Annotated in this window: 6 protein-coding genes; all 6 read left to right on the forward strand. The window is 66.3% G+C overall.

Annotation, left to right across the window (positions count from 1 at the left end; translation table 11 throughout):
- Window positions 1-57 precede the first annotated feature (57 nt).
- A complete protein-coding gene (gene gabT / locus ACK2SD_RS01475) occupies window positions 58-1,335 on the forward strand; it encodes a 4-aminobutyrate--2-oxoglutarate transaminase (protein WP_116889714.1) in 1,278 nt (425 codons plus the stop codon).
- A 134-nt stretch (window positions 1,336-1,469) separates the two neighbouring features.
- The gene (locus tag ACK2SD_RS01480) at window positions 1,470-2,798 is read left to right on the forward strand and encodes an HDOD domain-containing protein (protein ID WP_412461184.1); all 1,329 of its coding nucleotides are present in this window, start codon (window positions 1,470-1,472) and stop codon (window positions 2,796-2,798) included.
- A gap of 203 nt (window positions 2,799-3,001) precedes the next feature.
- Window positions 3,002-4,756 carry a ShlB/FhaC/HecB family hemolysin secretion/activation protein gene (locus ACK2SD_RS01485; protein ID WP_412461185.1) on the forward strand — a complete coding sequence of 585 codons (1,755 nt, stop codon included), beginning with the start codon at window positions 3,002-3,004 and terminating at the stop codon, window positions 4,754-4,756.
- A gap of 9 nt (window positions 4,757-4,765) precedes the next feature.
- Complete coding sequence (locus ACK2SD_RS01490; protein ID WP_029614153.1) at window positions 4,766-5,284, forward strand: toxin-activating lysine-acyltransferase; 519 nt, start codon at window positions 4,766-4,768, stop codon at window positions 5,282-5,284.
- A 21-nt stretch (window positions 5,285-5,305) separates the two neighbouring features.
- Window positions 5,306-14,380, forward strand: coding sequence for a hemagglutinin repeat-containing protein (locus tag ACK2SD_RS01495; protein ID WP_412461186.1), 9,075 nt, complete (start codon window positions 5,306-5,308; stop codon window positions 14,378-14,380).
- Between the two features lie 278 nt (window positions 14,381-14,658).
- Window positions 14,659-15,354: a hypothetical protein gene (locus tag ACK2SD_RS01500; protein WP_412462372.1), complete on the forward strand. Its 696-nt coding sequence runs from the start codon at window positions 14,659-14,661 to the stop codon at window positions 15,352-15,354.
- Window position 15,355 lies beyond the last annotated feature (1 nt).

Below are 15,355 nucleotides of genomic sequence, written 5' to 3' on the forward strand. Positions count from 1 at the left end.
CTCACCCAGCCACCCCCGAATAACAGCGCCGTAAGCTTCGGCGCGAATGAGGGCATTATGAGCAAGACCAACGAATCCTTGATGCAACGCCGTGTCGCCGCCGTCCCACGTGGCGTCGGCCAGATTCACCCGATCTTCGTCGAGTCGGCGAAGAACTCCACGGTGATCGACGTCGAAGGCCGCGAACTGATCGACTTCGCCGGCGGCATCGCAGTGCTCAACACCGGCCACCTGCACCCGAAAGTGGTCGCAGCCGTCCAGGAGCAGCTGACCAAGGTCAGCCACACTTGCTTCCAGGTGCTGGCCTATGAGCCCTACGTCGAGCTGGCCGAGAAGATCAACAGCCTGGTGCCGGGCGACTTCGCCAAGAAAACCCTGCTGGTCACCTCCGGCTCCGAAGCCGTGGAAAACGCCGTCAAGATCGCCCGCGCCGCCACCGGCCGTGCGGGCGTGATCGCCTTCACCGGCGGCTACCACGGCCGTACCATGATGACCCTGGGCCTGACCGGCAAGGTCGTGCCGTACTCGGCTGGCATGGGCCTGATGCCCGGCGGCATCTTCCGCGCCCTGTTCCCGAGCGAACTGCACGGCGTGAGCGTCGATGACGCCATCGCCTCGGTCGAGCGCATCTTCAAGAACGACGCCGAGCCGCGCGACATCGCCGCGATCATCCTCGAGCCGGTACAGGGCGAAGGCGGTTTCCTGCCGGCGCCGAAAGAGCTGATGCAGCGTCTGCGCGCCCTGTGCGACCAGCACGGCATCCTGCTGATCGCCGACGAAGTGCAGACCGGCGCTGGCCGTACTGGCACCTTCTTCGCCATGGAGCAGATGGGCGTCGCGCCTGACCTGACCACCTTCGCCAAATCCATCGCTGGCGGCTTCCCGCTGGCCGGTGTGTGCGGCAAGGCCGAGTACATGGACGCCATCGCCCCAGGCGGTCTGGGCGGCACCTACGCGGGTTCGCCGATCGCCTGCGCCGCGGCTCTGGCCGTCATCCAGGTGTTCGAGGAAGAGAAACTGCTGGAGCGCAGCAAGGCCGTCGGCGAGCGCCTGACTGCTGGCCTGCGTGAAATCCAGCAGAAGCACCCGATCATCGGCGACGTCCGTGGTCTGGGCTCGATGATCGCCGTGGAAGTGTTCGAGAAGGGCACCCACACGCCGAACGCGGCGGCCGTGGCACAAGTCGTGGCCAAGGCGCGCGACAAAGGCCTGATCCTGCTGTCCTGTGGCACCTACGGCAACGTCCTGCGCATCCTGGTGCCGCTGACCGCCGAAGACGCGCTGCTGGACAAAGGCCTGGCCATCATCGAAGCGTGCTTCGCCGAACTGGCGTAATTCACGGTTTCGCTGGAAAAACCCGCCTCGGCGGGTTTTTTTATGCCCAAGTCCGGCAGGTGGCGCTATGGTGTCCAGAGGATGTTTCCGGAAGCTGCGAAGGATCGTGCGTCACTGATTGCCAGGAGTTGCCCATGAATGCTGCAGATCCCCTTCCACCGCGCGTGCTGATCGCCGAAAGCGACCCCTGGGTTCGCGACATGCTGCGCGAGATGCTGCTGAGCGTGCGCTGCGACGCGCGCCTGGAAGTCTGCGCCGACGGCTCCCAGGCGCTGAGCGCCTTGTCCAGCAAGCCCGACCTGATCATCGCCGCCCGCGAGCTGGTGGGCCTCGATGGCCTCGATCTGCTGCGCAGGGTGCGTGGCCGGCGCGAACAGGCCGCGCTGCCGTTCATTCTCATGAGCGAGCGCAACGACAGCGCCAGCGTCAAGGAAGCGCTGCCGCTGCACCCTACCGCCTACCTGAGTAAGCCGCTGAACCTGGACAACCTGCGCAAGCGTCTGGAAAACCTGTTGCTGGAAGTGGGCGAGCAGATCGCCTGCCCGGTGCCGCCGCTGCAGCCCGGCGCTCGCCTGCCGGCGTTCCTCGAACAACGCCGCGCCAGCGCCGACGGCGGTCCGCTGCTCGCGGACGTGCAGGCGGCGGTCAAGCGTGCGCTGAGCCCGCAGGGCCTGGACCTGCGCGTGCTGGAGGAAGACATCCGCACTGATCCGCAGATCACCGCCGTGCTCATCGCCGCCGCCAACAGCGCCGCCCTGCACCGCGAGAAGCCGGTGCAGACGCTGCTTCAGGCGCTCAACCAATTGGGCAGCACCCAGAGCATGAACCTGGTGCTGGGGCTGACCCTCAAACGCAGCGCGCGCCTGAGCGATCCGCTGCTGACCCACCACGCGGCGCATTACTGGAACCTCTCGCTGCGCACCGCCGACTACGGCCGCACCCTGGCGCAACAGCTCGACCTCGACCCGGAGCGCTGCTACTGCGCCGGCCTGCTGCATTGCCTGGGCGATCTGGCGGTGCTGCGCACCTTGCAGGAGTGGCGGCTGGCCGGGGGCGAGCTGGACGAAGATCAGGTGCAACTGTCGCTCAACGAATTCGGCGCGCCGTTCGGCTCGGCCTTGCGCACCCGCTGGCGCCTGCCGCTGGACCTGCGCGAACTGATCGCAGCTATCTACCAATTGGGCGGCGGTGTGTATTCGCGGGAGATCCTGGCGATGAACCTGGCCGGGCAACTGTCGCGCCTGCCGGCTTCGCAGAACAACGCCAAGGTCGCCAGCAGCAAGACCGCGCGCCTGCTCAAGCTCGGCCTGCCGGAGCTCAACCGTCTGCGCGAGCCGCCTGCGACACCGGCCATCGAGACCGTGCCGGACGCGCCTCTGACCGAACAAGCGACCGATTCAGAACCCGCGTCGCAACCGCCAGCGGTGTCAGGCGAGGAGACGGACACGCCCCCCACCGCCTGATCCGCTCAGCGCTGATGAACGCACGACGAAATACGCCGTGCGTTTCGCGATCCCGTTCACAGATTCGCGCTTTGTACGACTATTCCTACGAACGGTCGCAACTTTCCGACTAATCCCCCGTCTCAACGCTCGGCTGACCGCGCTTCATTCCTTCCCTGCGCGGCGCCCCTTCTTACCTGATCTTCGGCCCACAAGGATGTGCCATGCTGCCACTCGCCCGTCGTTCGGCGTTGGTTGCGCGCGTCTCGCGCGTCACCGCTGCTCACTGCCTGTCATCCGCCTGGCTATTGCTCGCGGGCCTGCTCGCCACTCAGACGTCCGTGGCGGCCGGTCCCGAAGAAGAACTGCAGCGCCAGCGTGAGCGTGAGCGGGTGCTGCGCGAGCAACTCGATACCCGCCCCGACGTGCGCCTGGAAGCGGCGCCTGCCGAGGGCGCCACCGGGCGCCTGCCGCAAAACGAAACCCCGTGCTTTCGCATTGAGCAGATCCGCCTGATCGGCGACGCCGCCGAGCAGTTTCAGTGGGCCTTGCGCGCGGCCAACCCCGCGCATGACCCGGCGCTGGGCCAGTGCCTGGGGGCAGGCGGTCTGAACCTGACCATGAAGCGCGTGCAGAACGCGATCATCGAGAAAGGCTTCGTCACCACCCGCGTGCTCGCCGAAGCCCAGGACCTCAACAGCGGCATCCTGGTCTTGACCCTGTTGCCCGGACGCATCGGCCAGATTCGCTTCGACGCCGCCACCAGCAGCCGCGCCAATGCCTGGAACGCGCTGCCGGCCCGGCCGGGCGACCTGCTCAACCTGCGCGACATCGAGCAGGGCCTGGAGAACTTCAAGCGCGTGCCCACCGCCGATGCCGACATCCGCATCGCCCCGGCCAGCGCCCAGGACGCCAAGCCCGGTGAAAGCGATGTGATCATTGCCTGGCGCCAGCGCTTCCCGGCCCGCCTGAGCCTGTCGGTGGACAACAGCGGCAGCAAGACCACCGGCAAGTATCAGGGCGCCGTGGCCTTGTCGCTGGACAACCCGCTGTCGCTCAACGACCTGTTCTACGCCAGCTTCAACCACGACCTGGGTGGCGGCGAGTCCGGCAGCAAGGGCACCAAGGGCCACACCCTGCATTACTCGGTGCCGTTCGGTTATTGGCAGTTGGCCTTCACTACCAGCGAGTACGACTATCACCAGACCGTCGCGGGCGTGAACCAGAACTTCAGCTACCGGGGCGAAAGCCGCAATAACGAGTTGCGCCTGTCGCGCCTGGTGTACCGCGATGCAGTGCGCAAGACCACGCTATGGAGCAGCCTGTGGACGCGCTCGTCGGACAACTTCATCGACGACACGCAGATCGAGCAGCAGCACCGGCGCATGGCCGGCTGGCAGGCCGGTGTCGGTCACCGCGAATTCATCGGCGCCTCCACCCTCGACCTGGGCCTGAGCTATCGCCGCGGCACCGGCGCGCACGGCGCTCTGGCCGCGCCCGAAGAAGCCTTCGGCGATGGCAGCGCGCGCGCCAAGATCATCCTCGCCGACGCCCAACTGCAAGTGCCGTTCACCGTCCAGGACCAGCGCCTGCGCTACATCGGCGCCTGGCGTGCACAGTGGAACCGTACCGAACTGGTGCCCCAGGACCGCTTCACCATCGGCACCCGCTACTCGGTGCGCGGCTTCGATGGCGAGAACATCCTCTCCGGCGACCGTGGCTGGACCCTGAGCAACGAACTGGGCCTGGCCTTGGGCAACAGCGGCCAGGAAGCCTACGCCGGTATCGACTATGGCGAAGTGGGTGGCAACGCCGCCGACTACCTGGTGGGCCGCCGCCTGGCCGGCGCGGTGGTCGGCGTGCGCGGCGGCTACCGCAACCTGACCTACGACTGGTCATGGGGCACGCCGCTGAAAAAACCTGACGGCTTCGACACCGCCCACTTCACCAGCGCCTTCACGGTCGCCCTGTCGTTCTGAGGTCACGCCATGCGTCTGGACACGTTCGAGATCACCGCCCCGGCCGTCTTTGACGAGCCGTGGAACGAGGCCACGGTGCTGGGTTGCGCCACCTGGTTGTGGATGCAGTCCGAGGCGCACCGCGATGCGCCGCTGCACACCCTGTCGAGCCTGCTGCTGCCGGCGCTCAAGCAGCGCCAGTTCGTGCTCGGCAGCGAGCACGGCAAACCCGTGTTCTACCTGTCGTGGCTGAGCCTGAGCGAGGAGGCGGAACGGCGCTACCTGACCCGCTCCCCGGTGGAAATGGACCCGGACGACTGGCACAGCGGCGAGCGCCTCTGGGTCAACGACTGGATCGCCCCGTTTGGCCACACGGCGGTGCTCAGCCGCCTGCTGCTCAGCCGCGTGTTTCCCGACCGCTGCGCCCGCGCGCTGTATCACAAGGGCGAGCAGCGCGGTTTGAAGATCAAGACATTTCACGGCATCGGCGTGATCCCCGAACAGGCTCGCGCCTGGTTCGCCGCTCATCCACTGGCCACCGGCGCCTGAGTCGCCAGCAAAGGGACTTGCATGAACAAGCATCTGCACCGCGTCATCTTCAACAAGGCCCGTGGCCTGCTCATGGTCGTGGCCGAGAACGTCAGTCTCCAGGGCAAGGCGCCGGGTACCCGTGAGGCCGCCAGTCACGCCGACGCGTCGTGCGTGGTCACCCTCGGCCGCCTGCGCTTCGCGCTGATGGGCGCGCTGGGGCTGATCAGCCTCGGCGTGGCACCGGCCTGGGCCAACGGTATCGTCGCCGACCCCAGCGCGCCCGGCGGGCAACGGCCGATGGTCATCGAAAGCGCCAACGGCACGCCGCAGGTGAACATCCAGACGCCGAGCGCGGCCGGGGTTTCGCGCAACCAGTACAGCCAGTTCGACGTCGACTCGCGCGGCGCCATCCTCAACAACGCCGGCAACAATGCCCAGACCCAGCTCGGTGGCTGGATCGAGGGCAACCCCTACCTGGGCAACGGCAGCGCGCGGGTCATCCTCAACGAGGTCAACGCCAGCAATCCCAGCCAGTTGCGCGGTTATGTCGAGGTGGCCGGACAACGCGCCGAGGTGGTAATCGCCAACCCGGCCGGTATCACGTGCGACGGCTGCGGCTTCATCAACGCCGACCGCTCCACCCTGACCACTGGCCGCGCCCAGCTCGAAGACGGGCGCATCGTCGGCTACCGCGTCGAAGGCGGTACCCTGACCATCACCGGCAAGGGCCTGGATGCCCGCGACAGCGACTACACCGACCTGATCGCCCGAACCGTGCAGGTCAACGCCGGGGTCTGGGCGAACGACCTCAAGGTCACCACCGGTCGCAACCAGGTCAGCGCCGACAACAGCCAGGCCAGCGCCCTGGCCGATGACGGCAGCGCCAAGCCCGAGGTGGCCATCGACGTCGCCGAGCTGGGCGGCATGTATGCCGGCAAGATCAAGCTGGTGGGCACCGAAGCGGGCGTCGGCGTGCGCAACGCCGGGCAGATCGGCGCCATGGCCGGTGAAGTGACCGTCACCGCCGACGGACGACTGGTCAACCAGGGTTCCATCAGCAGTGCCGCCGACACCGGTTTGGCCACCGGCGGCGGTGTGGATAACCGCGGCAGCGTCTACGCCAAGGGGGCAGTGCAGGTGAGCACGGCCGGGGCTGTGGATAACACCGGCACCGTGGCGGCCCAAGGCGATGTGCGCATCCAGGCGGCCAAGCTCGACAGCGCCCGCGACGGCCTGCTGGCGGCCGGTGTCGATACGCAAGGTGTATCCAGCGGCAACGCCACCTTGCAGGTCCAGGCGCAGCAGATCGCCGCCAACGGCCAGAACCACGCCAGCGGCGCGGTCGATCTCAAGGCTGGCACATTGGACCTGCGCCACAGCAAGACCCAAGGCGCCACGCTGGCGCTGAGCGCAGACAAGGGCGACCTGGACCTCAGCGACAGCACCCTCGACAGCCCCGGCGCGTTGCAGGCCAGCACGGGTGGCACGCTGCGCAGCGATCGTGCGCAGGTCAACGTCGGCCAGTTGCAGGTCGATGCGGTCGGCTTGAGCAACCAGGGCGGGGAGCTGGTTCAGACCGGCACTGCCGACAGCCGTATCAAGGTCCGCGACAACCTCGACAACAGTGACGGTCGCATCGCCAGCAACGCGCGCAACCTCAGCCTCGACAGCAGCACCCTGAACAACCGCCAGGGCAAGGTCGAGCATGCCGGCAGCGGCCAGTTGGACGTGCGCGCCCGCGAAATCGACGGCACCGCTGGCACTTTGGCCAGCAATGGTGCGCTGCAGATCAGCGCGCAGAAGGCCGTGCTCGCCCAGGGCCAGGTTCAGGGCCGCCAGGTGACCCTGGACAGCCCTCAGCTCGATACCCGCAACGCCACTGTGATCGCCACCCAGGGCGGCGCCTTGCAGGTGCGCAACGCCACGCAACTGGACAATCGCGGCGGCACGCTGGCCGCAGGCGGCAGCCTGGACATCGCCGCGACCGCAGTGCGCAACGACGGCGGCACCCTCAGCGCAGGTGGCACCCTCGACCTGCGCAGCGACCGTGTGGATAACCTTGCCGGCACCATTGCCGCCACCCAGGCCATGCAGATCATCGCCGGCCAGTTGGACAACACCGGGGGCACCTTGGGCTCGGTCGCCGGCAGCGTGCGCCTGGACGTCACCGACGGCACCCTGCTGAACGCGGGCGGCCGTATCGAAGCCGCAGGCCTGGTCCAAGTCGCGGCCAACGGTGTGGACAACCGCCAGGGCACCCTGAGCGCGGGCCAACTGTCGCTCGACAGCCGCCGCCAGACCTTCGACAACGACGGCGGCACCCTCGACGCCGGCGCCACGCTCGACGTGCGCAGTGGCGAACTGCGCAACAGTGCCGGCCTGATCCAGGCCGGTGGCCGCCTATTCATCGACACCGGTAGCCAGGCCCTGCGCAACGCCAATTCCGGCAGCGACAAAGGCATCGTCGGCCAGGACGCGGTCGAGCTGCGCAGCGGCCACTTGCTCAACGACCGTGGTTTCATCGCCGGTAAAGGCGATGTGCTGTTGGTCGCCCCTGTGCTGGAAAACCGCGGGGAGGTGGTCGGCGAGCGTCAGGTGCAGGTGCAGGGCGAGCAGTTGGACAACCAGGGCGGCAAAATGCAGGCCCGCGGCGACCTGCAATTGACGCTGCGCGACGCTCTCGACAACCGCGACGGCCTGCTGCGCAGCGCCGGGCAGCTCAGCGTGCAGACCGCCCAGGTGGACAACCGCGCCACGGCCGTCACCGACAAAGGCATCGAAGCACAATCCCTGCTGCTGCGCGCCGACGCGCTGGACAACCGCGAAGGCGCCCTGCGCGCAGATCAGGCCATCGACCTGGGCCTGGCAGGCACCCTGGACAACGACAAGGGCCTGGTGTCGGCGGGCGGCGAACTGCGCCTGGCCGACCGTGACGCGGCGCAGTCGCGGCTGCGGCTGGAAAACGGCAGCGGCACGCTGATCGCTGGGCGTCTGCTGGCGATGAACGTCGCCTATTTCAGTGGCAGCGGCCGGGCGTTGAGCCTGGGCGATCTGCTGCTGCAACAGCAGGGCGACCTGACCCTGGCCGGTCAGGTGCAAGCCAACGGCACGCTGACGCTGGAGGTTGGCGGGCAATTGAACAACAGCGGCAAGCTGCTGGCCGGCAAAGCCCTGAGCCTGCGCGCCGCGCAGTTGGACAACCGCGCCGAGGGCGAGCTGTCGGCGACCCAGGTCGATCTGCGCCTCAGTGGCCAGTTGACCAACCGTGGCCTGATCGACGGCCAGCAGGTGCGCGTGCAGGCCGATGAACTGTTCAACCTCGGCACCGGGCGCGTGTACGGCGACCGCCTGGCCATCGCCAGCCGCAGCGTGGTCAACCGCGACGAGAATGACCGCGCGGCCACCATCGCCGCCCGCGAGCAACTCGACATCGGCAGCCAGCAACTGGACAACCGCGAGCAGGCGCTGATCTTCAGTGCTGGCGACCTGGCCATCGGCGGTGCGCTGGACAGCGATGACCATGCCAGCGGCCGCGCCACGCTGCTCAGCAATGCCAGTGCCACCCTCGAAGCCTTGGGCGACCTGCGCCTGGCGGTGGGCGAGCTGCGCAACACCAACGAGCATTTCAGCACCACCGAGGTGCTGGTGAGCACCGAGCAGTTGCGCGAATACCAGCTCAGCGGCTCGCCGAATCGCTACCGGCCGGACCAGATTTCCGTCTACAACGACGAAGTGGACCACCTCAATACGCCCGAAGGCACCCGCGACAACTTCAACCGCTACGACTACACCCGCAGTGTCAGCGAGACCCGCATCGCCACTTCCGCGCCAGGCCAGATCCTCGCCGGGGGCGACCTGACCTTCAGCGGCGATACGGTGTTCAACGACAAGAGCCGCATCCTCGCCGGTGGCCTGTTGCAGGCTGGCGCGGCGCAGGTGACCAACACCGAAGTGGATGGTCGGCGGGTGACCACCGATGCGGGTACGGCCACCAACTTCTACCGCATCCAGCGCAAAGGGCGCGACCGCCAGGGCACCAACGTCGCGGCTTACCGCCCGGCGCCGCTGATCCAGGACATCGACCTGACGCCGACCGAGTACGGCGAGCACGCCACCATCAACGGCAGCGGCACGCAGATCGCCGGGCGCGACCAGCAGCAGGTCGGCCAGCAGGTGGCCACGGTGGGCGCGGTCGATACCCCGGTCGCTGAGCAGTACCGTGTCGGCGCGGTGGTCTCGGTCAAGCTGGCTGACGGCCAGGGTGTCGCCGACCAGGTGCGCAGCGGCGGGCTGAACCTGGCGCTGCCGAGCAACAGCCTGTTCCAGACCAACCCCGATGCCGTGCGCGGCTATTTGATCGAGAGCGATCCGCGCTTCACCAGCTACCGCAACTGGCTGTCGTCGGACTACATGCTCGACCGCCTGCAGGTCGATCCGGCGCAGACCCAGCAGCGCCTGGGCGATGGCTTCTACGAGCAGAAGCTGATCCGCGAGCAGATCGCCCAGCTCACCGGGCGGCGTTTCCTCGACGGCTTCGCCAACGACGAAGCGCAGTACCGCGCCTTGATCGACAACGCAGTGACCGTCGCCGACACCTGGAACCTGGTGCCGGGCGTGGCCCTGACCGCCGAGCAGATGGCTCAACTTACCAGCGATATCGTCTGGCTGGTGTCGCGCGACGTCACGCTGGCCAACGGTCAGACGCGCCAGGTGCTGGTGCCGCAGGTCTACGTGCGGGTGCGCGACGGCGATCTCGACGGCAACGGCGCCTTGATCGCCGGTCAGCAACTGCGTCTGGACCTCTCCGGCGACCTGCTCAACAGCGGCAGCCTGGGCGGGCGCAGCGTGGTGGCGCTGACCGCCCAGAACATCGACAACCTCGGTGGGCGCATCCAGGGCAACAACGTCGCGCTCAAGACCCGCGACAACCTGAATAACCTCGGCGGCCTGATCGGCGCCACCGACAGCCTGGCGATCGAAGCTGGCCAGGACATCAACGTGCGCTCCCTGACCCGCGACAGCAGCAGCGAGCAGGGCAGTCGCAGCAACGTCTCGCGGGTCGCCGGCCTGTTCGTCAGCGGTGAAGGCGGCGCCATGCGCGTGGCCGCCGGTCGCGACCTCAACCTGCTGGGCGCCCAGGTGGTCAATGCCGGCGCCGGTAGCGTCAGCCAGCTCGAGGCTGGGCGCGACGTCAACCTGGGCACTGTCGCCGAGCAGCACCAGCAGGCGATCAGCTGGAACGCCAGCAACTGGCGCAACGAGGCCAGTCGCGGCGAAGTGGGCAGCACCGTGCAGAGTACCGGCGATCTGCGCATCAAGGCCGGGCAGGACATCGCCGCGCGTGGCGCGACGGTGGCCAGCGACCAAGGCATGGTGATGGCCGAGGCTGGGCGCGACATCAGCCTGAGCGCCGCCGAGCAGTACCAGTTCGCCGACGAAGCCCACAAGTTCAAAGGCAAGAGCGGGCTGTTCTCCAGCAAGACCACCACCCTGCGCGACACCGTCAGCCAGACCCAGGCCCAGGGCAGCACCGTCAGCGCCGAGCAGACCTACCTGCAGGCCGGGCGCGATATCCAAGTGCGTGGCAGCGACGTGGTGTCGACCCAGCAGACCGTGCTGGTGGCCGATCGCGATATCAACGTCGAGGCGGCCAGTCAGAGCAGCAGCGAGCGCCACGACAAATCGGTGAAGAAGAGCGGCCTGTTCAGCGGCGGCGGTCTGGCGCTGACCATCGGCACCCAGCAGCAGAGCGTCAAGGACCTCACCACCCGTGAAACCGCACGCGCCAGCACGGTGGGCAGCACCGAGGGCGATGTGCTGATCGAGGCCGGACGCCAGTATCGCCAGGTCGGCAGCGACGTCATGGCGCCCAAGGGCGACGTGGACATCCTGGCTCAGCAGATCGCCATTACCGAGGCTCGGGAAACCACCGACCGCACCCGCGAAACGCTGTTCAAGCAGACCGGCTTCACTGTGACCATCACCAACCCGGTGATCAGTGCGATCCAGACCACCCAGCAGATGCAGCGGGCGGCGAACAAAACCGAGGACGGGCGCATGCAGGTGCTGGCCGCTTCCACGGCCGCGCTGGCGGTGAACAACGCGGCCATGGCGGTGGCGCAGGATCCGGGCGCGGCGGGCGGGGTCAACATCAGCCTGTCGCTGGGCACCAAGAAACAGCAGAGCACCACCGAACAGCACAGCGACACCGCGGCCGGCTCCAAGGTGGTGGCGGGCAACGACGTGCGCCTGCGTGCCACCGGCGCCGGTGCCGACAGCGACATCACGGTGCAGGGCAGCGAGATCCGCGCCGGTCGCGATGCCACGCTGGCCGCCGACGGCGACATCAACCTGCTGGCCGCCCGCAACACCAGCCAGTTGGACAGCGACAGCAAGGGCAGCAGCGCCAGTGTCGGCATCGGCCTGTCGTTGGGCGGCACGCGCAACGGCTTCACCCTGGACGTCGGGGTCAACGGCAACCGTGGCGAGGCCGACGGTGAGACGCTCACCCACCGCAACGCCGTGGTCGAGGCTGGCAACCGCGCCACGCTGGTGTCCGGTGGCGACAGCAACCTGCGCGGTGCGGTGGTCAGCGGGCGGGAAGTGATGGCCGATGTCGGCGGTGACCTGAACATCGAAAGCCTGCAGGACACCGACACCTTCAAGGTCGACGAGAAGAGCATGGGCTTCGGCGTCAGCCTGTGCATTCCGCCGTTCTGCGTGGGCATGAGTTCGATCAGCGGGGCCAGCGCCAACTTCGGCGGCACCGACATGGATTCGGACTTCGCCAGCGTCACCGAGCAGTCCGGGATCAAGGCCGGCGACGGCGGGTTCGACGTCCGCGTGGGCGGCAACACCGATCTCAAGGGTGCGGTGATCGCCAGCAGCGAGCAGGCCGTGGCCGAGGGCCGCAACCTTCTGGTCACAGGCAGCCTGACCAGCAGCGATATCCGCAACAAGGCCGAGTACGACGCCAGCACCTTCAACGTCGGCGGTGGCTTCAACGAGATCGGCAAGGACCAGCAGGGCAACGTGCAGACCGGTGGCAGCATCACGCCAGGCACCGAGATCCCGACCAACGAGCGCGAGCTGGGCGCCAGCCTGCCGATCGCCATCAGCGCGAGCGACAGCGCCAGCAGCGTGACCCGTAGCGGCATCAGCGGCGCTTCGATCCTGATCACCGACGAAGCCGCTCAGCGCGAGCGCAGCGGTCAGAGCGCCGAGCAGACCCTGGCGGGCCTGGACCGCGAGGTGTCCAGCGAGCGTGACGGCAGCAATGCACTCAAGCCGATCTTCGACGAAGAGCAGATCCGCTCGGGCTTCGAAATCGTCCAGGCCTTCGCCAACGAGGCCGGCACCTTGCTGGCGAACAAGGCCAAGGAGGTCGATGCCAAGCGCAAAGCCGCCGAAGAGGCCGAGGCCCAAGCGGACAAGGCCGCAGACCCCACCGCCGCGCTGGCCTTGCGCACCCGTGCGCAAAGCCTGCGCAACGAAGCCGACGGCATCGCCGGCAACTGGGGCGCCGGCGGCACCTACCGGCAGATCACCACGGCATTGGTGGCGGCCGCCAGCGGCAATATCAGCGCCAGCAACGGCGCCTTCCTCCAAGGCATGGTGGTCAACTACGTGCAGCAGCAGGGCGCTGGCTACATCGGCGACCTGGTGGCCAAGGGCACCTTGGTCGAAGGCACGCCGCTGCACGCCGCACTGCATGGCATCCTGGCCTGCGCCGGTGCTGCCGCCAGCAGCCAGAGCTGCGGCAGCGGGGCCGCTGGCGCGGCGGCGTCGAGCCTGCTGACCGGGCTGTTCTCCGAAGCCAGCCCGAACGAGAGCGAACGCGAGCGCGAGGCCAAGCGCAACCTGATCGTCAGCCTGGTCACCGGGCTCGCCGCCACCTCGAACCTGGACGCCGCCACGGCCACTGCGGCGGCCTCCGGGGCTGTGGATAACAACTGGTTGGCGACGCAGCAGTTGGTGCAGGCCAGGAAGGAGCTGAAGGAGGCCGATGGGCGTATTGCCGAGCTGCAAGTGCTGGCCAAGTGGGCCTATATCAGCAAGAAGCAGGATCTGCTGACCCAGAGCGGGGTTGGCCAGGGCTTGATCAAGGCGGGCTTCGACGATATCTCGGGGCTGACCCAGATGCTTCTGCATCCGATCCAGACGGTCAAGGCCATCGGTAGCCTGATCGAAGACCCGAGCGCATTGGCCGGCTACCCGGAACAGGTCAAACAAAACCTCAAAGCCAAGGTCGCCCGCATCGAGACCGCGCTCACCGTCGGCGGTGACGCCAACGCCGAGCAGATGGGCTACGACATTGGCGAACTGGTGTGGGACGTTGGTGGCCTTGTCACTGGGGTTGGCGGGGTTGCGAAAGGCGGCGTCAAGCTGGCCAAGGTCGGTATCAAGCTAGGTGCCGACAAGCTTGAGCAGATGGCTGAACGGCAGGCCGTGAAGAATCTCGAGTGGCAGGCGGGCAAAGGCGATTACAGCCCCCAACCTGGTGGCAGCTATGGCCCGCCATCGACGGTGACCTACAATGGTCAGGCGGTGGATAATGCCGGAGACTTCTCTGCTTCGCTGCCCAAGCCTGTGGGGCAGGCTACCCCAGATGCAATCAGCCCGCCCAAGTTCAGCTCGATTGAAGAACTGTTTGGTCAAACGTTCGAAAGTATCCCCCTGTCACACCTCCCTAATCCGAAGACAGGCGCTCTGGTAAATGATGGCAAACTTGGCGAGCAACTGGCCCTGCAAGTCCTTAACGAGAAGACCGGCCTCAATTTCAAACCTCTGCAAAATAGCAGCAATCACGGCTGCGATGGCTGCGCGGTTGCGATCAATGGCGATACGATCACAGTGGTGGTGATGGATGCGAAGTCTTCGGTGAATGGTGTGAGTGGGGCGCGCACGCCGCATGGGGATCCGGCGACGAGATTGAGAGGGTGGTTGGCTAAGGAGCCAATAACCCAATCCGATCCTGCATTGGCTCGAGCCTTGAGATTGGCGATGGGAAGGAGTGACGTCAAAGTGCAAGGTGTTACCGTTAAAGTCGGTTTGCCTGCACCTGGTAAAACAGGTCAAGCAGAATTCAAGGTGGAACCATGGCTCAAGAAATAAACCCATTTGAACGCCCGGGTGTTAACCCAAAATGGCCTTCCTACAAGAGCGTATGTGCTCGCGTCGCTAGAGGGCCGCATGCTGATGACACATTTTATGTCAACGCGATACGCGAGTATGTCACACGGGAGGATGCAAGGCCCACGGACCCAATGATGGCTCCAAATAAAGATAATGCGACAGAAACCACCCCGGAAATAATGGTGCGGGGTCGACTTCATAAAATACTTGCCACCGCACCCAGTAACCCGGAATGGTTGCAAGAATTGGCTCACTGGATGCGTTACTACCAAGTGGGCATTTGGCAATTATTTTTTTGGGCACACCAATACGATCAATTTACCGGGACCCACATTCGCCAAGAGAACTACAGCCTGCAAACCGCTACCAACATGATGGGCGCAATGTCGATCCTGGGTTGGAAGGATGCCGTAATCCATCAAGGCTATCTCACACATGCGGCGCTTAACCGTAGGCATCAGTTGGTAATCGAATACGAAGAGGAGCACCGCCGCGCTCATGCCTTTATGCTGCGTGTGTTCGCCGATTGGGTGGGCGATGTCTCGCATCAATGGCCAGCCTACGCGTATGACGAGCCTATCTACGAAGCGCTACTGGCCAACTGGCGCACTCCAAACCCCGATGACTTGTTGCCAGGCCTGCTCGCTGCTTGTGACCGCCACACTTGGCAAACCGGCAGAGACAGCCAGAAGCACTCCTACGATTTCAATCAGGATTGGCACATGGAGCGCGTGCCAGTGGAGATCCTCTACCTGCTGCGTCTACGCGAATGGGAAGGCTTGCCCAATCCGCAGCAGATTGATCATCCGCTGATGGCCGCGCCCTTTGACCAATTGCCGCCCGAGCAGCCAGTGCCTGAATTCGACGAGTTGATGCAAGGTGTGCTCAACCGCGCGAGAGAAGACTGGCCACAGTACGATGAGGTGCTGTCTTTGCCAGCGTTGAAGCGCTGAC

This window comes from Pseudomonas sp. SC11 (assembly GCF_047039205.1).
Classification (GTDB): Bacteria; Pseudomonadota; Gammaproteobacteria; order Pseudomonadales; family Pseudomonadaceae; genus Aquipseudomonas; species Aquipseudomonas boreofloridensis.

Bases quoted from the DNA above. Each gene is read 5' to 3' on its own strand.
- gabT (WP_116889714.1), top strand. From the start codon at position 58: ATGAGCAAGACCAACGAATCCTTGATGCAACGCCGTGTCGCCGCCGTC.
- ACK2SD_RS01480 (WP_412461184.1), top strand. From the start codon at position 1,470: ATGAATGCTGCAGATCCCCTTCCACCGCGCGTGCTGATCGCCGAAAGC.
- ACK2SD_RS01485 (WP_412461185.1), top strand. From the start codon at position 3,002: ATGCTGCCACTCGCCCGTCGTTCGGCGTTGGTTGCGCGCGTCTCGCGC.
- ACK2SD_RS01490 (WP_029614153.1), top strand. From the start codon at position 4,766: ATGCGTCTGGACACGTTCGAGATCACCGCCCCGGCCGTCTTTGACGAG.
- ACK2SD_RS01495 (WP_412461186.1), top strand. From the start codon at position 5,306: ATGAACAAGCATCTGCACCGCGTCATCTTCAACAAGGCCCGTGGCCTG.
- ACK2SD_RS01500 (WP_412462372.1), top strand. From the start codon at position 14,659: ATGCGTTACTACCAAGTGGGCATTTGGCAATTATTTTTTTGGGCACAC.